Genomic DNA, 18,800 nt, shown 5'->3' with positions numbered 1-18,800 from the left:
TTTACGAGCGGATCTTGCACGCTCAGAGGATATGCGATTCCGCGCGTGCTTCGGATGCCGAAATCGGCCCGGCCTTGCTGGAACCGAAGATGGCGAAGGACAGCGCGGCCAGGACCCATACGCCGAGGCCGCCATAAAGCATCACCCAGCCGAAACCTTCGACCAGAGCCGAGTGGACCACATCCGCCGGCACCGCCAGACCCGGCTGGCTGCCATCGTGCAATGCACTGGTGTTGCCGGCGGCAATCCTTTCGGCAATCGCACGCAGGTCAACCCCTTCGGTCGCGTTCGGCAGGCCCTTCTTCAGGCCGTGCAGGATGCCTTCGACAAGGACAAACCCCATTACCGCAATGTTGATGGCGAGCGCGATCAGGCGGGCGCTGGTGTCGATGCCCGAGGCCATGCCGGCACGGCTCGCCGGCACCGAACCGGTCGTCATGTTGGTGGCCGGCGTCGTGGTGAGGCCGAGGCCGATGCCCGCGACGAGCGCACCGGGCAGCACCGTGAGGCCGCTTGCCGCCTCGGAAGCGGAACCCAGCCACATCAGGATGAAGCCGAGGCCGATGGTGAACAGGCCGAGCGGGATGACGATGCGCGCGTTGAAGCGCGCCAGCAGATACTGGGCGATCGGCGGCATCACCAGGAAAGGCACCGTATAGGCCAGTACCGCGAGACCTGTCCTGGTGCTGTCATAACCCAGCCCGACCGAAAAATAGATCGGCAGGTAAATCATGAACGGCCAGTAGCTGAAGTTCATGCCGACGCAACCGACGATCGCGCCGGAGAAGTCACGGATCCTGAAGACCGAGAAGTCGAACATCGGGTGAGTGTGGTAGCGTTCCACCAGCACGAATGCGATGAAGCCGACGATCGTGGCCGCGGCAATACCGAGCGAGGCCGGGCTCAGGAAGCCACCGAAGTCTGGGGCCTGGGTGATGTAGTAGGCGAGGCCGAAGACGGCAGCGCTGAGGGTGACAATGCCAAAGACATCGAGCTTCTTGGCCTGCGGATCGCGCGATTCAGTGACGCCGGCATAGGTGAGGACCAGGCAAAGAACCGCCAGCGGTGCGTGTACGAGGAAAACCCATTGCCAGGTGGACAAGGCGACGATTCCGCCGCCGATGATCGGTCCGAAACCGAGACCGATGCCTGCAATCACGCCCCAGATGGCGAAGGCCTTGCCGCGTTCCCTGCCATCCTGGAACTGATGCGAGAGAATGGCGATGGAGCAGATGAACATGGCGCCGCCGGCCATACCCTGCAGGAAGCGCGCGACGATCAGCAGCGAAGTGTTGGGCGCCAGCCCGCACATCAGCGAGGTCAGGCCGAAGGCCGCGACCGTAATGGCGAAGACAAATTTCCTGCCGAAGCGATCGGCGAAAGTTCCGGTCGCCATCAACACGGTGGTGCAGGCGATGGTGTAGGCGTTCATGATCCATTGCATGGCCTTGAAATCGGCCTGCAGCACACGCTCCAGCGTCGGCAGGATGACCGGTACGCTCGAAATCTCCAGGCCGAACATCAAGGCGGACAGGCACACGGCCGCCAGCACGAGACCGTTTGTATTGGGGGTAGCCATCAAAAACCTCCGGCGCCGGCGGAGGCGATGTCCACGCCCACGCCGCTCAATTGCGTTGTGAAATCCGAATTCCAGATAGTTGCAGCTTGAACATAAGAAAATGCGATGTAAATCTATTTCAGAGATAACAAATTGGTATGCTGACAATGTTGTCACTAGACGTCGAGGCCGTGCAGGCCTTTGTCATGGTTGCCGACCTTCAGAGTTTCACCCGAGCCGCCGATGCGTTGGGTACGACCCAGGCGGCGATCAGCGTGAAACTCAAGCGCCTCGAGGAGAAGGTTGGCCGCAAGCTGATCGAGCGCACGCCGCGTCACGTGCGGCTTTCAGCGGAAGGAGCGGTGTTCATCCAGCCTGCGCGTGATTTTCTCGTTGCGCATGACCGTGCCGTTGCCGGGCTCTTCTCCTGTGCCCGCCGTTTCGCGCTGGGCATCGCAGCCCACGTCGCCGCCCCGGAGGTGACGACCCTGCTGGCGCGGCTCAACGAACATGATCCCGCGCTGACCATCGAGGTACAGGTCGACAATTCGCGCAATCTGCTCGATGCGTTCGATCGCGGCGAGCTGGATGCTGCCATCGTGCGGCGCGAGGACGATCGTCGCGACGGCGAGGTCCTTGGGCCTGAGCATTTCGGCTGGTTCGCCGCTCCCAGTTTCCGTTGCCGGCCGGACGAGCCGATACGGCTTGCCGCCCTGTCTCCGGCATGTGGCGTGCGCGACATCGGCACCCATGCACTAGACGATGCCGGCATCGCCTGGACGGAGGTGTTCCTGGGCGGCGGCTCGTCGGTGGTGATGGCAGCTGTGTCGGCGGGACTCGCCATGGCCGTATTCTCCGAGCGGCTTGCACCGGTCGGTACTGTCGAAGTCACCCGCAGGTTCAATCTGCCGCCGTTGCCGTCCTCGGAAATCGTGCTGCATTCGACGCTGACCGATCAGCGTTCGCGCGATGCGCTGCGCACCATCGCCTGCGCCTTCCGCGAGCATCGCGCCGCAGCGGCATAGGCGGAAGCGCGCCTGTCAGGCGCGCTCCAGGCTACCGGTCAGCGCTTCCTGCCGATATTTTCCAGGTCGTAGGCGGTGGTCTGATAGACGCTGTTGATCCAGTTGCCGAACAGGAGATGGGCGTGCGAGCGCCAGCGGTTGAGCGGCGGGCGCCTGGGGTCGTCGTCCGGGTAATATTCGTGCGGCACCGCGATCGATACGCCGGCATTGACGTCGCGGTCGTATTCTTCCTTGAGCGACGTCGAGTCGTATTCGATGTGGTTGAACATGTAGAGCCGGTTGCCAGCCTGCTCGGCAAGCAGGCTTGGACCTGTCTCTTCCGAATCCATCAGCAATTCCAGGCCGGAACCCGCTGGAATGTCGGCGGTCCGCACCTCGGTCCAGCGCGAGACCGGAATCGCGAAATCATCCGAGAAGCCGGAGAGATAGGGAGAGGCGGGCGCGTTGTTGCGATGGCGGAAGACGCCGAACGCCTTCTCCTCCAGCGTGTGTTTCGGGACTTGATGGAAATGCCAGGCAGCGGCCATTGCCCCCCAGCAGATGAAGAACGACGAATGCACGTTGGTCTTCGTCCAGTCGAGGATGCGCTGCAGTTCGTTCCAGTAGGTCACATCCTCGAAAGGCAGCAACTCCACCGGCGCGCCGGTGATGATGAAGCCGTCGAACCTGCGATCCTTAACTTCCTCCCAGGTCTGGTAGAAGGTGATGAGATGTTCCTCGGAGGTGTTCTTGGCCTTATGGTTGCCGACGCGGACCAGGGTCAGTTCGACCTGCAGCGGCGTGGCGCCGATCAGCCGGGCAAACTGCGTCTCCGTCCTGATCTTGTTGGGCATCAGGTTGAGCAGGCCGATCTGGAGGGGACGGATGTCCTGGCGCAGGGCGGTCTGCTCGTCCATGATGGACACGCCCTCCTTGACCAGAACTTCACGAGCGGGGAGCTGATCGGGGATCTTGATCGGCACTTTGCGAACTCCAAAAAACAAAACCGGCATTGCTGTCGCAAAGCCGGTTTACGGATCGCAAACGGCCCTTTAGCGACTTATTTAACGTGGCTGCAAGCCGACCGGCCAAATCACCACGGATCGATGTCCTGCTAATACGCCGACCAAGCGATGGCGTCAATCGATGGTGAGGCGGGTCGCTCAAACGCTGGGCCAGGCGGTTCGGTTTTCCTCGACAAGCGGCGGTGCGGGCGGTATTTCCGCCACTGGAGCATTTTTGTAGCCAGGTGGAATCACGTGGCGTCACAAAAATACCTCGAAAACAAAAACTTAAAGCGTTTCCGCGAAAACGGAAACGCTCTGGCCTCCGGCCGGAGGCATCAATCACGGACCTTTCGACATGACCAAGGCAACCGACCTGCTTCGCCCGCAACCCCGCGCCGGTATCATGGATATCGAGGCGTATGTGCCGGGCAAGGGCGTCGCGCATGGTGTCGCCAAAGTCCATAAACTCTCGGCCAATGAAAATCCGCTCGGACCCTCTCCGAAAGCAGTCGAGGCCGCGCAGGAGGCTGCAGCCGGATTGGAACGTTATCCGGACGGCCAGGCGACCAGACTGCGCCAGGCAATCGCCGATGCGCACGGGCTCAACATTGCCAACATCCAGTGTTTCAACGGTTCCGATGAGGCGCTCGGCCTGCTGGCGCGCATCTATCTCGGCGCGGGCGACGAGGCGATCTACACCGAGCACGGCTTCCTGGCCTACCGGATCTTTATCCTCGCAGCTGGTGCAACGCCGGTGGTGGCAAAGGAGGCCGACGAGCGCGTCGACGTCGACGCCATCCTTGCTGCCGTGACGCCGCGCACCAGGATGGTATTCCTGGCCAATCCGAACAATCCGACCGGCACCTATATTCCCTTCGGAGAGGTGCGACGCCTGCATGCCGGTCTGCCGAAGAACGTGCTTCTGGTGCTGGATGCGGCTTATGCCGAGTTCGTGCGCCGCAATGACTACGAAGCGGGCGTCGAACTGGTCGCGGGCAACGAGAATGTCGTGATGACACGCACCTTTTCCAAGGTGCATGGGCTCGGCGGCGCGCGTATCGGCTGGTCCTATGCACCAGCGCATGTGGTCGATGCGCTCGAGCGTGTCCGCGATCCCTTCAACGTCAGTGCCACCGCCATTGCGGCAGGCGAAGCCGCGATACGCGACCGCGGCCATGTCGAGCGCTCGGTGCACCATGTCGAGACGTGGGTGGCGTGGCTGACTGAAGAACTGACCCGGCTCGGCCTGCGGGTGACACCGAGCGTCGGCAACTTCATCCTGATCCATTTCCCGGATGACAGCAGACATTCCGCGCCGGAAGCGGACGGGTATCTGAGTGAGCGAGGCTATATCCTGCGGCGCGTTGCCGGCTACGGTTTTCCCAACGCGCTGCGGATGACGGTCGGAACCGAAGAAGCCAATCGCGGCGTGGTCGCCACACTCACCGAATTCCTGAAAAGCTGAAAAAATGTCCGAACCCATGTTTGAAAAGATCGCCCTCATCGGCATCGGCCTGATCGGTTCTTCGCTGGCGCGCGTGGTGCGCCGGGAAGGACTTGCCCGCCACATTGCCGTCTCCACCCGCCGTCCGGAGACGTTGAAACGTGCGGAGGAGCTGAAGCTCGGCGACAGCTACACGACCGACGCGAAGGTGGCGGTGCGCGACGCCGATCTTGTCATCGTCTCGGTACCGGTGGGCGCTTCCGGTGCCGTTGCCGAGGAGATCGCATCGGCGCTGAAGAAGGGCGCCATCCTGACCGATGTCGGCTCCACCAAGCAGTCGGTGGTCGCACAGATGTCGCCTTTCGTGCCGGAGGGCGTGCATTTCATTCCCGGCCATCCGCTGGCTGGTACCGAGAATTCCGGTCCTGACGCCGGTTTTCCGGACCTGTTCGACAACCGCTGGTGCATCTTCACGCCGCTGCCGGATACCGATCCAAAAGCGCTGGAGACATTGTCGGAATTCTGGCGTCGCTGTGGTTCGAACATCGACACGATGACGCCCGAGCATCACGACATGACGCTGGCCATCGTTTCGCATCTGCCGCATATCATCGCCTACAACATCGTCGGTACGGCCGACGATCTGGCCAATGTGACGAAGTCCGAGGTCATCAAGTATTCGGCCTCGGGTTTCCGCGACTTCACACGCCTCGCCGCCTCGGACCCGACCATGTGGCGGGACGTGTGCCTGCACAACAAGGATGCCATCCTGGAGATGCTTGCGCGCTTCTCGGAGGATCTTTCCTCGCTGCAAAGAGCGATCCGCTGGGGCGACGGCGACAAGCTGTTCGACCTGTTCACGCGCACCCGCGCCATCCGCCGCTCGATCATCCAGGCCGGCCAGGATATCGATGTTCCCGACTTCGGGCGCCAGGTGGTGGAGCATCCGGGCAAATGAGTAGGGGAATAGGACAATAAGGCAGCAGGGGGATAAGTTACGCTATTGCGTGGCCACTCCCTGGTGGCAGTACCTACTGCCCTATTCCACCGGCTTGATCATCCCGAGCGGGATGAAGCCGAGCGAAGCGCGGCCCTTCACCACCTTCAGCGGCATCGTCGGTTCGTTGCCGAGCATGGAAAGGGCCGCGAAACCCTGCCGGATCTGGTTTGCCTGTTCCGGGATCGCCGTGGCGAGGATGGCCGCCACCGCTTTCGGGTTCTGCAGCTTGATGTTGAGGGTGGCGTCGATCAGACCGTCGGCGTCGACCGCGATAGGGCCTGCAAGGACGATGCGGGCTTCGCCGGAAGACAATTCGAGGTTCCTGATCTCGGCGGATTGACCGCGCAGGCTTTTTGGCGGTGCGCCGAGCAGGGGAATGCCATTCTTGACCGTGGCGTCACCCTTGCCGCTGAAGGGCGGGAGCACCCGGCCGCCAATGGTGTGGGCGTCGATTTCCAGGTCGGTGAAATCATGAGTCAGCACAAGATCCTGGCCGTTGGGGCTGGCCGCCGCGGTGAGCTGGCCGACACTGAACAGCTGGACGGGATCGGTCTCATCGGTCGGGTCGGTCTGGCCGTTGAAGCCCTCCGCCGTCACCGAAATGCGGCTGGGCAGGGGCCACCACAGATGTCCGCTGATGTCCAGCTGGTCCCAGTCGATCCACAGCGGCGGCATGTCGGGCACCGAGGTGCGCAACGGTCCGTCGAGATTGACATTCGGCGCCAGCGGCTGGGCGAGGCTTGCCGTGGCGATCATGCCGCCGGCGGCCGCTGCAACGTTCCTGGCATCATCCTGATAGGCGAGCCCGTCGCAGGTGACCACGAAACGCATGGGGTAGCCGCTGACGGTCAGATTGGTGCAGTCGGCGTTGATCCCCTTGGCGGCAAGGGCGGCAACAGTGTTCGTCGCGTCGCTTCTGACGCGTCCGGCCAGCCAGTACCAGCCCGCACTGTAGAGACCGAACAGGACGAGCAAGGCCAGGATCAGCCGGGGCAGCCAGCGCCGACGTTTTGGCTTGGTCTGGTCACTTGACGTCATGCTGTGGCCCTCGATAACGCAGAAAGAACCGGAATGACCATCCCGGTCGAAGTGATTTGGTGCGGACGACTATGCCTGCTTAAGGCGGGAATGCGATGAAAATGAAACGGCATTCCGCCCTGTCTCTTTGCTTGTCGCATGATCTTTGTCCAAAAGGTCTGCGACCTTTTAGGATCACGCTTTAGGCTTGGCGATATGGGCGATTTTTGGGTTTTTGGCTACGGTTCGCTGATCTGGCGGCCCGGTTTCGCGCATGTCGAAACGCAAAGGGCGCGCCTGCATGGCTATCGACGCTCGCTCTGCGTCTATTCCTTCGTGCATCGCGGCACCCGCGAAAGGCCTGGGCTGGTGCTCGGGCTCGACCGTGGCGGTTCCTGCATCGGGCTGGCCTTCCGGGTGCCCGGCGAATTGCGTGACGAGGTTATCGCCTATCTGCGCGAGCGTGAACTGGTCACCAATGTCTACCTCGAACGCTGGGTGAAGGTGGCCCTGGAGGACGGCCGCATGGCGGATGCGGTGACCTATGTCGCCGACCGTGGCCATGAGCAATATGCCGGCGCACTCGAGGAAGCGGAGGCCGCTGCCGTCGTGCGCGGCGCCGTCGGCCAGTCGGGTGTCAACGAAGACTATGTTCTCAATACCATCCAGCATCTCGAGGCGCTCGGCATCCGCGACCGCTGGCTGGAAGAGGTGGCGCGGCTGATCGTCCCGCCTGAAAACGCTTCTGGCCCATTGAACCCTGCGCGCTAATCCCTAGCTTCCTGCGGGGACCGGCGCCCCCGCCGGCATTAGAGCGGTTCCGTTCTTACGGAAACGCGGAAACGCTCTAAGTTTGTTTTCGCCGCATTCTTGTAACGCCAGGTGATTTCACCTGGCTACAAAATGCCCTAGGGAGACCCATCTTGGATAGACGTCTGCTCGGTCGTACCGACCTCGAAATCGCGCCGCTCGTGCTGGGCGGCAACGTGTTTGGCTGGACCGTCGACGAAAAGACGTCCTTCAATCTGCTGGACCGTTTCGTCGACGGCGGGCTCAACACCATTGATACTGCGAATGTTTATTCGCGCTGGGTGCCCGGCAACAAGGGCGGCGAGTCGGAGACCATCATCGGCAAGTGGATGAAGGCGCGGGGCAATCGCGAGAAGGTGGTCGTCATCACCAAGGTCGGCGCGGATATGGGGCAGGGCAAGAGGGACCTTTCCGCTGGCCACATCGAACGGGCGGTGGAAGATTCGTTGAGGCGTCTGCAGACCGACGTCATCGACCTCTATCTTTCGCACTGGCCGGATCCGAGTGTGCCTTACGAGGAGACGCTCGGCGCCTATCAGACCCTTCTCGCCAAGGGCAAGGTTCGCCATATCGGCTGCTCGAACCTCGACGCAGGCCAGTTGCGGGCGGCGCTGGATGTCGCCAAGCTGCGCAATCTGCCGCGCTACGAGGTGCTGCAGCCGGAATACAATCTCTATGATCGTGCGTCCTATGACGGTCCTCTGCGTGACCTTTGCATGGCGGAGGGACTCGGCGTGATCACCTATTTCAGCCTCGCCAAAGGGTTCCTGTCGGGCAAATATCGCAGCAAGGCCGATCTGGGCAAAAGCGCCGCGCGCGGCGAGGATGTGGAGGCTTATCTCAACAGGCGCGGCATGCGCATTCTGGCAGCGCTTGATGCTGTCGCCGGGCGACACGCGGCCAAGCCAGCAGAAGTCGCGCTCGCCTGGGTGATCGCACGGCCGGGCGTGACGGCGCCGATCGCCAGCGCGACCACGTCGGAACAGATGGCAAGCCTGGTACGCGCCGCCTCGCTTCGGCTCACGCACGCGGATATCGAAGAACTGGACAAGGCGAGCGCTTAGCTCGCCTTGAGATGGCTGGGGCAATTCCAGGAAAAGTGCGTAGCGGTTTTCCGTCCGGAATTGCGTGAAAACAAAAAGTTGGAGCGTTTCCGCGTTTCCGTAAAAAACGGAAACGCTCTAGTGGCAGCGGGCGCCGTCAGGCCGCCAGCGCACGGCCGACGCGGTCGCGGATTTCAGCCAGGGTGAAGGGCTTCTGCACGACGTCCAGGATGATGCCGTTCAACTCGTCCGCTCGCTCGCGCTGGTCGGCATAGCCGGTCACCAGCATGATCTTGAGCGCAGGGAAAGCGGCGGCTGCCGCCTTGGCCATTTCGATGCCGTCCATCTCCGGCATGCGGATATCCGAGACGATGAGGTCGTAATTGCCATTGGCGGCATGGATGCTTTCCAGCCCCTGCGCGCCATCGGCGGCGACGTCGATATTGTAGCCTGCGCGTTCAAGCGCGCGGGCAGCCAGGGTGCGGACGGATTCATCGTCCTCGACGATCAGGAGCTTTGTCATGCGCAGAGATTTGCCCTGCAAACGTTGACGTTTTCTGAAAGTCGAAGGCGCTTCCGATTTCTTTTCAAAGCGTCGAGGCGAGACTCAGACGTCGCCTTTCACGACCCCGACGAAGGGCAGTTCACGGAATGCGTGGCCGACATCCATGCCGTAACCGACGACAAAATAGTCCGGGCAGTCGAAGCCGACATAGTCTGCATTGAGATCCGTCTGGCGCCGCATGCGCTTGTCGAGCAGCACTGCGACGGAACAGCTCCTGGCGCCGCGCGACAGCATCAGTTCGCGGGTGAACTTCAGCGTCTTGCCGGATTCCAGGATGTCGTCGATCAAAAGCACGTCGCGGCCGGCGACCTCATTGTCGATGTCGCGCAGCACGCGCACCTGACCGCTTTCGGTTCCGGCGCCATAGCTGGAAATGAAGATGAACTCGACCTCCGGCGACAGGCCGGCGTCGTGCATGGCACGAATCAGGTCGGCCGCGAAAATGAAGGAGCCCTTCAGCACCGAGATGACCAGAAGGTCGTGATAATCGTGGGCTGCGATTTCCTTGGCTAGCTCCAGATTGCGACGCGCGATTGCCGACGCCGAAAACAGAACCTCGATATCCTTGCCGCGCACAACTGGCATGAAGATCCTTTCTGGGAATGCGCGGGACAGCCGCAGCCGTCGCTTATCGCGCGAAGGTGACCGAGACGGCCGTTACGCCGTTTCTAGGCACGTCGAGGCGGCTGGAAAAGGCAAATCTTTCGCCAGGCGGCAAGGTGCGGCCGGATGTCCCCAGGCCATAGCGGGTAATACGGCCATCATTGCCGGTCACGCGGATCTCCAGCGGCGGCAGTTCGGCCGCTTCCATGCCATCGTTTCCGGCTTCGCCATCGACCAGAAGCACGGGCCTGTGTCCGCTGCTGTCGACGCGCGAACTCACGCCGGAAATGCTGAGCGCGGTGGTCGCCTTGTCGTCGGGGCCGAAGAACGCATTTTCGTGGAACAAGGCGTGGCCCCCGGAGACCCAGAAGGCCAACATGGCAATTGCAAGACCGCCGCTCCAGAACAACGGACCGCCTGGTGACACATCGCGCATGTCAGGCACAGTTTCGCCTTTGCGCAGCATGCCCATGCCGTCAAGCAAGGGCGCCTGCTCAACCGCTTCCACAGGGGCTTGCGGTGGCGATCTGTCGAACTGGGTGGGAGAATCAGGGCTGAGCACGATGAAATCGGCGTCGACCACATCCGCGGCCACGGCGCTGCCGTTGCGAGCCGATGAGGCCGCCGTCATGATTTCGCCGGAAACCGGGCGTGCCGTACCGTGATCGGCCATGCCTTGATATGGTTGCCTCTGTTCGCCCTCTGTTTCCATTCCGTAGACAAAAATGGTTAATGCTTCCCGACCGAAATCGATTTACAGCGACAGCCGATGCCGAAATTAACCGGCGGTTAACCATGCCGGTCAATGGTCGTTTCGTAGATACGGGCGGACTGCCGCCAAACACAGTTCCAGGTCGCCGCACGTGATCCGCTTCGAAAATGTCGGCCTCCGCTACGGCATGGGTCCGGAGATTCTCCGTGACATCACCTTGCATGTTCCGGAGCGCTCCTTCCAATTCCTCAGCGGGCCCTCCGGTGCCGGCAAGACGACCTTGCTGCGCCTTCTGTTCCTGTCGCTGAAGCCGACACGCGGATTGATCACGGTGTTCGGCAAGGATCGCGCGCGCATCACGCGCGAAGAGCTGCCGCATCTGCGCCGCCGTATCGGCGTGGTGTTTCAGGATTTCCGCCTGCTGGACCACATGACGACCTATGAGAACGTGGCGTTGCCCCTGCGCGTGCGTGGCCGCGAGGAATCGAGCTACCGCACCGACGTCGTCGAACTTCTGAAGTGGGTCGGTCTTGGCGACCGCATGCACGTGCTGCCGCCAGTCCTCTCCGGCGGTGAGAAGCAGCGTGCGGCGATCGCGCGCGCGCTGATCGAGCAGCCGCAGATCCTGCTTGCCGATGAACCGACGGGCAATGTCGATCCGCAACTGGCGCGTCGGCTGCTCCGGCTGTTCATAGAACTGAATCGCCTCGGCACAGCCGTCGTGATCGCCACCCACGATCTTGCTCTGATGGATCAGGTCGATGCCCGGCGACTGATCCTGTCGGGAGGAAGGCTGGACATCTATGACTGAGATGACGGCCGATCACGAAGAGGAAGAGGGCGAGATCCATCGCGCCGAGGCGCCCCAGCGCGCGCAGCGCAAGATGGCGCCCATCGTGCCGGCGCAGAACATCGCTGGACGCGCGCTGGTGTTCGTCATCGCCATCATGACCTTCCTGTCCTGCCTCACCTTTGGTGGCGTCACCCTGGTGCGGAGCACGGCTGCGGTGTGGGAGAATCAGATTTCGCGCGAGGCGACGATCCAGATCAAGCCGGTCGACGGTCTCGACATGGAAGCGACGCTCGCCAGCGCCGCGGAGATCGCCGCCAAGTTCCCGGGTGTCGAAGGGACCAGCATCATCGATCGTGACGCCACAGCGCGATTGCTGGCGCCCTGGCTGGGCAGCGGGCTCAACATCGACGAACTGCCGGTGCCGCGCCTTGTCGTCGTCACCATCGACGAGAACAATCCGCCCAATTTCACAGCCATGCGCGAGGCGTTGACCAATACGATCGCCAGCGCCTCGCTGGACGATCACCGCACCTGGGTCGACCGCCTGGTCGCCATGGCGCGCACGACGGTGACCATAGGCATGCTGGTCCTGGTCCTGATGTTGTCGGCAACCGTGCTGACGGTGGTGTTCGCCACGCGCGGCGCCATGGCTGGCAACGGCCACATCATCGAGGTTTTGCATTTCGTCGGTGCGGAAGCGCGGTTCATTGCCCGCCAGTTTCGGCAGCAGTTCCTTGTCACCGGCATGAAAGGTGCGGCGGCGGGTGGTGTGGCGGCGATCGTCGTGTTCCTGGTTTTCTCCTTCTGGGCCTCGCGCAACATGGCGACGCCGCAGGCCGACCAGGCTGTCGCGCTGTTCGGCAGCTTTGCCATCGGCTGGGCCGGATATCTCGGTGTCATCCTGATGGTGCTGGTGATCGGCGCGCTGACTGCGGCCACATCCCATGCCACGGTGATCGCCTATCTCAGCGATCTCGATACACGCCAGACCGACGGTGGCTGACGGAGGGCGGCGATGACGCAGTGCGGCCCTGAAATCAGTTCGCGGGAGGGTGCTTTCTCCTACCAAAGGCCGCAATTCCGCACTAATCATGGAGCCATGAAAAGTCGCGATTCTGCCGATATGGCCGAAGCCGCGCCGGACACGTTTCGCGTGTCGCGCGGCGCATCCCGGCTGCGGCGTGTCGTGCGCAATATCGGCCTGCTCGCGCTGGTCGCAATCGCCTTCTATCTCCTGGGCTTCGGCTGGTTCGCCAGCCATGTCAGCCGGTTGACCACACCGGCTGATCCCGAGCCGGCTGACGCCATCATCGTGCTGACCGGTGGCCAATCGCGGCTCGATGCCGCCATCGGCCTGCTGGAATCCGGCAAGGGCGCGCGTCTCCTGATCAGCGGCGTGCATCCGACCGCCAGCCGCAAGCAGCTGCAGAGAGCAACCAAGGGCGACACGCAGCTGTTTTCCTGCTGCATCGACATTGACCGTGCGGCGCTCGACACGATCGGTAATGCCGAAGAAAGCGCCAAATGGGTCCAGACCCATGGCTACAACCGCATCATCCTAGTCACCAACAACTACCACATGCCGCGCAGCCTTCTGGAAATGGGCCGGTTGCTGCAGGGTGCCAGGCTGGTGCCCTATCCGGTGGTCAACAGCAACCTCGACAACGGCGGCTGGTTGATCAAGCCGGGCGCCTTCCGGGTGCTCTTCACCGAATACAACAAATATCTGCTGGCGCTCGGCCGTGTCGTCCTGCCGATCCGGCCGGCTTTCGCCAGCCATGCGGGTGATTGACGCCTGAACTCTCCCGGTGACGCTATTTCGGGGTTTCCGCGCGCAATCTGGCGATTTCGGCTTCCAGAACAGCGATGCGTTTGTCGCGTTCACCCAGGATAGCGGCCACGTCGGTCGCGTCGAAACGCTGGGGAATATGCTGCGGGCAATTCGCATCCCATGTCGACACGGTGAACAAGATGATCTGTTCGGGACGTGCCTTGTAGTCGGGAGGCATGAGCCGGGTCAGGAGTTCGGGATCGTTCTCGACGACACGGGCCTCGCCCCAGATCTTGATGCGCTGCCGCATCATGTAATCGATCAGGAAGAGAAAGGCCTTGCCGTTATCGGCCAGGTTGCCCTGTGAAATGAACTGCCGGTTGCCCGAAAAGTCGGCGAAGCCGATGGTGCGATGGTCCAGCACATGCAGGAAGCCCGCCGGCCCACCGCGATGCTGGATGTAGGGCTGGCCTTCTCCATTGACCGTAGCAAGGAAGATGCTGGTCTGGGCCGCGATGAAGGCGGCGAGGTCGGGCGTGATATCCTGGTTCCAGCCGCGTTCCTCCGACCGGGCATAAGCCTGTCGTGACCCCTTGCGGCGCTGGATTGCCTTTACCGTGGGGGTGAAGGCGACATCGCTTGCATAGATGTGTGAACCGGCCATTGCGGTCTCCTTCCTGATGCTCTTGGCAAAAGCGCGCAAAACGCCCCGGCATTAGGAATGCCGACGGCAAATCCTCTGGAAGGTGGTATCTTTCGCATTCCAGAAGTAGACACCGTTGTTGGAAGGCATTGTTCCGGATATTGGAAGAATGATGGATCGACTGGGTTCGATGGCATTGTTCATGACTGTGGCTGAAGCCGGCAGCCTGTCGGCAGCTGGCCGCGTTCTTGGCATGCCTCTGGCGACCGTCAGCCGCAGGCTTTCCGATCTCGAAAAGTACCTTGGAACACGGTTGCTCAATCGCTCCACCCGCCGGCTAGAGCTTACCGAAGCGGGGCGCACCTATCTCGCTGCCTGCCGCCGCATCCTCGAAGAGATCGAGGAGGCCGAACAGTCCGCCGCCGGAGAGTACAGCCAGGCGCGCGGCGAACTGGTGGTGACCGCGCCCATCGTTTTCGGCCGCCTTCATGTGCTGCCGGTGGTGGTGGATTTCCTTGCCACTTATCCGGAGGTCGACATCAGGTTGACGCAGTCCGACACGTTGCGGCGGCTTGTCGAGGAGCATATCGACCTTGCGGTGCGTATCGGACACTTGCCGGATTCCAGTATGGTCGCGGTCAGGGTGGGGGCGATCCGCCGCGTCGCCTGCGCCAGCTCGACCTATCTCCAGGCTCATGGCGAACCCCGGACGTTGCAGGAGCTGAGCAGCCATCACTGCGTGACCGTGGAGCGTCTGGCGCTGCCGGCGGCGTGGACATTCATGGAGGGTCAAAAGGAGATCGCCGTGCCGGTGCGGTCGCGGCTGACGATCAACACGGCCGAAGCCGCCATCGACGCGGCGACCGCCGGCGTGGGCATCGCCAGGGTGCTCTCCTATCAGGTGGCGGACGCGGTGCGCACAGGGGCGTTGAAGCTGATCCTGGAGGATTTCGAACCCGAACCCCGGCCGGTCAGCCTTGTCCATGCCGGACGTGGCTTGCTGCCGCTCAAACTGCGCGCTTTCCTGGATTTCGCGGCGCCACGGCTGAAGGCCCGCCTGGCAGGGCTCGGCATCTGAAGACCGACAAGCTTCGTTTCATCTGCATGATCGTTGTTCGCAAGAGCCCGCAGCTTCCAGCTTCGCTGACCTTTGGTTTGCGCCCACGCCTGGCAAACCGTGCTGTCATTCCTTTTTGCGCATTCATGGTGTAACGAACACGCGCTTCCTCATCAGGCTTCCCGAATGCTCTATATCCGCTCGCTGGCGTTCAACTTCGTCTTCTACCTCAGCCTCATCGTTCAGATGATCCTGTGGACACCTTATTATTTCCTGTCGCCGCGCGCTCGCGCCTGGTTCGTGCCGAAGTTCTGGTCGCGCACCAGCATGTGGCTCCACAAGGTCATTGGCGGGACCGACAGCGAGATCACGGGCCCGGAAAACCTGCCTGAAGGTTCCTTCATCCTGGCGCCCAAGCACCAGTCTTTCTGGGACACCATAGCGTTCTTCCCCTATCTCAACGATCCGCTCTACATCCTGAAGCGTGAGCTGACCTGGATACCCTTCTTCGGCTGGTACATCATGAAGATGCGTATGATCCCGGTCGATCGTGGCAGCCGCTCGAAAGCACTGAAGGCCGTTATTGCCGCCACCAAGGCGGAACTGGCTCGCAATCCGCGCCAGTTGATCATCTATCCCGAAGGCACGCGCCGCGCGCCGGGTGACGAGCCCGCCTACAAATACGGTATCGTCGAACTTTATTCGCAGCTCGGCGTGCCTGTCGTGCCTGTCGCCCATGTCGCCGGTCTTTACTGGCCTCGCCGCAAATTCCTGCGCTTTCCAGGCACGATCAAGGCACGCTTCCTGCCGCCAATCCCGCCGGGCCTGGACAGGGAAGAATTCATGCGCCGGCTGATCGACGAGACGGAAACAGCCTGCGACGAATTCCTGGTCGAAGCAGCGAGGTCGGACAACCCGCCGCAACTGCCGCCAACCGCCATCAAGCGTCTGGCCGAACTGGGCGTCGCCGCCAAAGGCTGATCGCTCGGCCGTTGGCGGCGATTGCGCCTATTTGAGGTTGAGCAACCGCTCCAGATAACTGCGCTCGATGTCCGGGCTCAGCGCATTGCCGAGGCGTTTGCGGATCGCATCCAATATCTCGCGGGCGCGTTGCATATCGATCTGGTCGGGAACCTTCACCGAGCTGTTTTCGTCCGGGCCATCGGACCTCGTCGGCCTGTCGAGCGGATCGCGGCTGCTGCCGCGATCACGACGACTTTGGGCGTTGCCGTCGTCGCCCTGCATCGCCTGCAATTGCTGCATCATGTCCTTGGCGCCGCGTCGCAGCGCCTCCAGGGCACGACCTTGCTGTCCGACGGCCGCACCGCTCTCGCCGCCGCCCAGGGATTGTTCCGCATCGCCCATGGACCGGCCGGCTTCGCCGAAGCCTTCGTTCGGCTCCATGCCCATGCCTTCCAGATCCTTCTTCAGCTTGTCCAGATCGTTCTTGAGCTTGCCTTGGCCTTCCTGCAATTGTTTCAGCGCATCGGCGAATTCTTCCGGTGTCATCGGCTTGTCGCCACCGGCACCGTTCTGCTGGCCTTCGTTGCTGTCAGGCCGCCGCTGGCCCTGCTGGCCGGGCATCTCCTGGTCGGTCCCTTCCTCACCATCCTGCCTGCGCTGCTGGCGGTCGGTACGATAGGTCTCGTTCATCATCTCCTGCTGGCGACGCATGATCTCGCCAAGCTTGTCCATCTGCTGGCGCATTTCGCTGTTCTGCTGGCCCTGGTTCTGGCGGCGGGCCGTGCGCAGATTGTTCATCATGTCCTGCAACTCGGACAGCAGTTGCTGTGCCTTGTCGCGATCGCCGGATTTCGCCAGATCCTCGATCTGGTCCATCATGCGCTTGAGGTCGTTTTCACTGAGGACGCGTGCATCGTCGGGCAGCGGCTGCTCCTTGCCCTGCGGATTGCGTTGCGCCAGTTCGCGCATGAAATCGGCCATTGCCTGGCGCAGCTCCTTCATGAGCTTGTCGATTTCCTCGTCGCTGGCGCCGTTCTGCAGCGCGTCCTGCAGGGCCTGCTGCGCCTGACGCAGCCGCTTCTCGGCGTTGGACAGGCTGCCATTCTCAATGCCGAGCGCCAGATCCCACAGATAGGAGACGACACCACGCAACTCGTCATCGGTGCCGGCAAGTTTCAGCCGGCTGCGGGCGCTCATCAATCCAAGGTAGTTCGACATGGAATCGAACGTGTCCTCAGGACGGAGCGTGATTGCATCCATCAGGTCGAGGACCCGCGGCCTGGCGTTGGCGTCGAGCGCAAGCAGCCGGCGCTGCTCGATGACGGCCCGCGCGAGCGGATTGGCGAAGGGTCTTTCCGGTAGTGTCCAGGTCTTGGTCTCGCTGCGGGCGGTCTGGCCGGCGCCGTCCGTCGCCTCCAGCGTCACCTTCACGCTGGCACCCGCCCAGACATGCTCGGTCAGGTCCTTGGTGGTGCGTGCCGCGTTGTTCTGGGCGCCGCGCCGCGGCAGTGCCAGCGGCATCTCGGGTGCGCCGTAGAGCGGGCGCGCATCTGGCGCCTGCTGTTCGGCCAGCTTGAACTCCGCAAGTGCTTTTGCCGGACCATAGTCGTCGTCGATCTGGTAGTTGATTTCCGCGGTGCCGTTGGTAGCGCGGCGCGGTTCGCCGGCGAAGCGGATCTGTGGCGCAACATCCGGAGTTACGGCGAATGCCCAACGCCCCAGCTCGTCATTGCCGGATTTCAGCACAAGCGCACCGTCCGTGATGAGCTTGCCGTTGAACTGGTGCACCGCATTCGCCGGCGCGGGATTGTTGGCGGCGGCGTCCGTCTTGGCCGGGGCATCGGCCTTGATCTCGCGGCTGCTGCCGCTTGCCTCGTAGACAACCGTTTCGTCATTCGCGCCGCCGGTGATGCGCACGGTCACGTCACTGCCTTGCGGTACCGTGAAAGTCCCGTCCTTGCGGGTGGCGTCGGTACTCAGGAAGATCGGCGGCTTGCCCGTGTAGCCGGGCGGTGTCACCCAGGCGTCGATGCGCGGCGGCACTGCATCACGCGTGCCTGCGGCGCTGAATGCATCGCTGATGCGGCCGCCCCGCGGGCCATAAGAAAATGCCAGGGAAACCACCAGCAGCAGGGCGACAATCGCGCGAACAGCCCAGGGGTCACGTCGGGCTACACCCGTGGAAGGGAGGTCGGTGCCCAGCGAACCAAGCCTGGCAGCCATGCGCTTCTGATGCTCGCGCCACAGCGCCTGCGCAAATTCACCGGCTTCGCCGCCAGGCCTATCCGTCTGGACGCGCAACGGGCTGTGAAGCAGCGCATTGGCAGCCTCGATACGGGTGTCGATCTCGGATGCCGTCGGCAGGCCGAAGAAACGCAACGGATAAAGTGCGGCAAGCGCTGCGCCACCGAACACGGCGACAACGGCAAAACGGGCCATATCCGGCAGCCGCGCGAACAGGCCGAGCCAGGTCACGGACAGGAACAGTGCGACAACGAGCAGGAAAGGCAGGAGCAGCGGCCAGCCGCGTTCCACCACCATGACGGCACGCGTCGCCAGCCTGCTGGCAGCCAGCCGCGCCGCCAGGTTGCGCTCGGTGCCGGATGTGGGTCGCTCTGTCATCGGCTCTCCGGAGAGCCGGCCAGAATGGCGCGGCCTCACGATTCAAAATCATAGCAGCAAACACGGCAAAGGCGAGGCGGCATCGCGAAAAGCCCGTTCACGTTGTCGTCCGCTTCAGCATGGGCCGTGGCACTATCGCCACACGATAAAAATGCGATCGCAAAATTCACAGACTATACTTGACTCAA

18 protein-coding genes and 1 riboswitch are annotated in these 18,800 nt (G+C 62.5%); of the genes, 10 read left to right on the top strand and 8 right to left on the bottom strand.

Annotated elements, in window-relative coordinates; all coding sequences use genetic code 11:
- Positions 1 to 22: 22 nt before the first annotated feature.
- Positions 23 to 1,579, bottom strand: coding sequence for an MFS transporter (locus tag ACFWYE_RS18645; RefSeq protein WP_379113379.1), 1,557 nt, complete (start codon positions 1,577 to 1,579; stop codon positions 23 to 25).
- A gap of 146 nt (positions 1,580 to 1,725) precedes the next feature.
- Here ACFWYE_RS18645 and ACFWYE_RS18640 point away from each other — a divergent pair, with 146 nt between their 5' ends.
- On the top strand, positions 1,726 to 2,583 hold the full coding sequence (locus ACFWYE_RS18640; RefSeq protein ID WP_379113377.1) for a LysR family transcriptional regulator: 858 nt from the start codon (positions 1,726 to 1,728) through the stop codon (positions 2,581 to 2,583).
- Between the two features lie 38 nt (positions 2,584 to 2,621).
- Here the strand turns inward: ACFWYE_RS18640 and metA are convergent, their stop codons facing one another.
- Positions 2,622 to 3,545, bottom strand: coding sequence for a homoserine O-succinyltransferase (gene metA / locus ACFWYE_RS18635; RefSeq protein ID WP_379065994.1), 924 nt, complete (start codon positions 3,543 to 3,545; stop codon positions 2,622 to 2,624).
- A 49-nt stretch (positions 3,546 to 3,594) separates the two neighbouring features.
- Positions 3,595 to 3,672: riboswitch (SAM riboswitch) on the bottom strand.
- 252 nt (positions 3,673 to 3,924) lie between these two features.
- Here metA and hisC point away from each other — a divergent pair.
- Positions 3,925 to 5,034 carry a histidinol-phosphate transaminase gene (gene hisC / locus ACFWYE_RS18630; RefSeq protein WP_379065996.1) on the top strand — a complete coding sequence of 370 codons (1,110 nt, stop codon included), beginning with the start codon at positions 3,925 to 3,927 and terminating at the stop codon, positions 5,032 to 5,034.
- A 4-nt stretch (positions 5,035 to 5,038) separates the two neighbouring features.
- The gene (locus ACFWYE_RS18625) at positions 5,039 to 5,971 is read left to right on the top strand and encodes a prephenate/arogenate dehydrogenase family protein (protein ID WP_379113375.1); all 933 of its coding nucleotides are present in this window, start codon (positions 5,039 to 5,041) and stop codon (positions 5,969 to 5,971) included.
- Between the two features lie 81 nt (positions 5,972 to 6,052).
- On the opposite strand, the gene ACFWYE_RS18620 is transcribed toward ACFWYE_RS18625, so the two are convergent.
- Positions 6,053 to 7,051, bottom strand: a complete 999-nt coding sequence (locus ACFWYE_RS18620; protein WP_379113373.1) for a DUF2125 domain-containing protein — start codon at positions 7,049 to 7,051, stop codon at positions 6,053 to 6,055.
- 195 nt (positions 7,052 to 7,246) lie between these two features.
- Here ACFWYE_RS18620 and ACFWYE_RS18615 point away from each other — a divergent pair, with 195 nt between their 5' ends.
- Both ACFWYE_RS18615 and ACFWYE_RS18610 read left to right on the top strand, forming a co-directional pair.
- A complete protein-coding gene (locus ACFWYE_RS18615; protein ID WP_379113372.1) occupies positions 7,247 to 7,801 on the top strand; it encodes a gamma-glutamylcyclotransferase in 555 nt (184 codons plus the stop codon).
- 152 nt (positions 7,802 to 7,953) lie between these two features.
- On the top strand, positions 7,954 to 8,904 hold the full coding sequence (locus ACFWYE_RS18610; RefSeq protein ID WP_379113371.1) for an aldo/keto reductase: 951 nt from the start codon (positions 7,954 to 7,956) through the stop codon (positions 8,902 to 8,904).
- Positions 8,905 to 9,040: 136 nt separating this feature from the next.
- Here the strand turns inward: ACFWYE_RS18610 and ACFWYE_RS18605 are convergent, their stop codons facing one another.
- The 3 genes from ACFWYE_RS18605 to ACFWYE_RS18595 all read right to left on the bottom strand — a co-directional run bounded on the left by ACFWYE_RS18605 (position 9,041) and on the right by ACFWYE_RS18595 (position 10,724).
- Positions 9,041 to 9,406 (bottom strand): response regulator, encoded by a 366-nt coding sequence (locus ACFWYE_RS18605; protein ID WP_379066005.1) that lies wholly within the window; start codon positions 9,404 to 9,406, stop codon positions 9,041 to 9,043.
- 84 nt (positions 9,407 to 9,490) lie between these two features.
- Entirely contained in the window at positions 9,491 to 10,033 is a 543-nt protein-coding gene (hpt, locus tag ACFWYE_RS18600) for a hypoxanthine phosphoribosyltransferase (protein ID WP_129412831.1), read from the bottom strand.
- Positions 10,034 to 10,076: 43 nt separating this feature from the next.
- The gene (locus ACFWYE_RS18595) at positions 10,077 to 10,724 is read right to left on the bottom strand and encodes a hypothetical protein (protein ID WP_379113370.1); all 648 of its coding nucleotides are present in this window, start codon (positions 10,722 to 10,724) and stop codon (positions 10,077 to 10,079) included.
- Positions 10,725 to 10,914: 190 nt separating this feature from the next.
- Between ACFWYE_RS18595 and ftsE the strand changes: the two genes are divergently transcribed.
- The 3 genes from ftsE (at position 10,915) to ACFWYE_RS18580 (ending at position 13,348) form a co-directional block, all read left to right on the top strand.
- Entirely contained in the window at positions 10,915 to 11,574 is a 660-nt protein-coding gene (gene ftsE, locus ACFWYE_RS18590; RefSeq protein ID WP_379066007.1) for a cell division ATP-binding protein FtsE, read from the top strand.
- Positions 11,567 to 12,559, top strand: coding sequence for a cell division protein FtsX (locus ACFWYE_RS18585; RefSeq protein ID WP_379066008.1), 993 nt, complete (start codon positions 11,567 to 11,569; stop codon positions 12,557 to 12,559). The genes ftsE and ACFWYE_RS18585 overlap by 8 nt, the downstream gene beginning before the upstream one ends.
- A gap of 120 nt (positions 12,560 to 12,679) precedes the next feature.
- A complete protein-coding gene (locus ACFWYE_RS18580; RefSeq protein WP_379073267.1) occupies positions 12,680 to 13,348 on the top strand; it encodes a YdcF family protein in 669 nt (222 codons plus the stop codon).
- A gap of 22 nt (positions 13,349 to 13,370) precedes the next feature.
- Here ACFWYE_RS18580 and ACFWYE_RS18575 read toward each other — a convergent pair whose 3' ends face one another.
- Positions 13,371 to 13,991 (bottom strand): pyridoxamine 5'-phosphate oxidase family protein, encoded by a 621-nt coding sequence (locus tag ACFWYE_RS18575; protein ID WP_379113369.1) that lies wholly within the window; start codon positions 13,989 to 13,991, stop codon positions 13,371 to 13,373.
- Positions 13,992 to 14,142: 151 nt separating this feature from the next.
- On the opposite strand from ACFWYE_RS18575, the gene ACFWYE_RS18570 reads away from it, so the two are divergent.
- On the top strand, positions 14,143 to 15,048 hold the full coding sequence (locus tag ACFWYE_RS18570) for a LysR substrate-binding domain-containing protein (protein WP_379113602.1): 906 nt from the start codon (positions 14,143 to 14,145) through the stop codon (positions 15,046 to 15,048).
- Between the two features lie 165 nt (positions 15,049 to 15,213).
- Complete coding sequence (locus ACFWYE_RS18565) at positions 15,214 to 16,008, top strand: lysophospholipid acyltransferase family protein (RefSeq protein ID WP_379113368.1); 795 nt, start codon at positions 15,214 to 15,216, stop codon at positions 16,006 to 16,008.
- Positions 16,009 to 16,035: 27 nt separating this feature from the next.
- Here the strand turns inward: ACFWYE_RS18565 and ACFWYE_RS18560 are convergent, their stop codons facing one another.
- Complete coding sequence (locus tag ACFWYE_RS18560) at positions 16,036 to 18,612, bottom strand: TIGR02302 family protein (RefSeq protein WP_379113367.1); 2,577 nt, start codon at positions 18,610 to 18,612, stop codon at positions 16,036 to 16,038.
- Positions 18,613 to 18,800: the final 188 nt, after the last annotated feature.

Origin of the sequence: Mesorhizobium sp. NPDC059025 (genome assembly GCF_042739655.1) — a bacterium.
GTDB lineage: Bacteria > Pseudomonadota > Alphaproteobacteria > Rhizobiales > Rhizobiaceae > Mesorhizobium.
This window is presented reverse-complemented; position numbering and strand designations above follow the sequence as displayed.

Bases quoted from the DNA above. Each gene is read 5' to 3' on its own strand.
- ACFWYE_RS18565 (WP_379113368.1), top strand. From the start codon at position 15,214: ATGCTCTATATCCGCTCGCTGGCGTTCAACTTCGTCTTCTACCTCAGC.
- ACFWYE_RS18575 (WP_379113369.1), bottom strand. From the start codon at position 13,991: ATGGCCGGTTCACACATCTATGCAAGCGATGTCGCCTTCACCCCCACG.
- ACFWYE_RS18560 (WP_379113367.1), bottom strand. From the start codon at position 18,612: ATGACAGAGCGACCCACATCCGGCACCGAGCGCAACCTGGCGGCGCGG.
- ACFWYE_RS18620 (WP_379113373.1), bottom strand. From the start codon at position 7,051: ATGACGTCAAGTGACCAGACCAAGCCAAAACGTCGGCGCTGGCTGCCC.
- ACFWYE_RS18625 (WP_379113375.1), top strand. From the start codon at position 5,039: ATGTCCGAACCCATGTTTGAAAAGATCGCCCTCATCGGCATCGGCCTG.
- ACFWYE_RS18585 (WP_379066008.1), top strand. From the start codon at position 11,567: ATGACTGAGATGACGGCCGATCACGAAGAGGAAGAGGGCGAGATCCAT.
- ACFWYE_RS18605 (WP_379066005.1), bottom strand. From the start codon at position 9,406: ATGACAAAGCTCCTGATCGTCGAGGACGATGAATCCGTCCGCACCCTG.
- hisC (WP_379065996.1), top strand. From the start codon at position 3,925: ATGACCAAGGCAACCGACCTGCTTCGCCCGCAACCCCGCGCCGGTATC.
- ACFWYE_RS18640 (WP_379113377.1), top strand. From the start codon at position 1,726: ATGTTGTCACTAGACGTCGAGGCCGTGCAGGCCTTTGTCATGGTTGCC.
- ACFWYE_RS18580 (WP_379073267.1), top strand. From the start codon at position 12,680: ATGGCCGAAGCCGCGCCGGACACGTTTCGCGTGTCGCGCGGCGCATCC.
- ACFWYE_RS18570 (WP_379113602.1), top strand. From the start codon at position 14,143: ATGGATCGACTGGGTTCGATGGCATTGTTCATGACTGTGGCTGAAGCC.
- ACFWYE_RS18615 (WP_379113372.1), top strand. From the start codon at position 7,247: ATGGGCGATTTTTGGGTTTTTGGCTACGGTTCGCTGATCTGGCGGCCC.
- ACFWYE_RS18645 (WP_379113379.1), bottom strand. From the start codon at position 1,579: ATGGCTACCCCCAATACAAACGGTCTCGTGCTGGCGGCCGTGTGCCTG.
- hpt (WP_129412831.1), bottom strand. From the start codon at position 10,033: ATGCCAGTTGTGCGCGGCAAGGATATCGAGGTTCTGTTTTCGGCGTCG.
- ACFWYE_RS18595 (WP_379113370.1), bottom strand. From the start codon at position 10,724: ATGGCCGATCACGGTACGGCACGCCCGGTTTCCGGCGAAATCATGACG.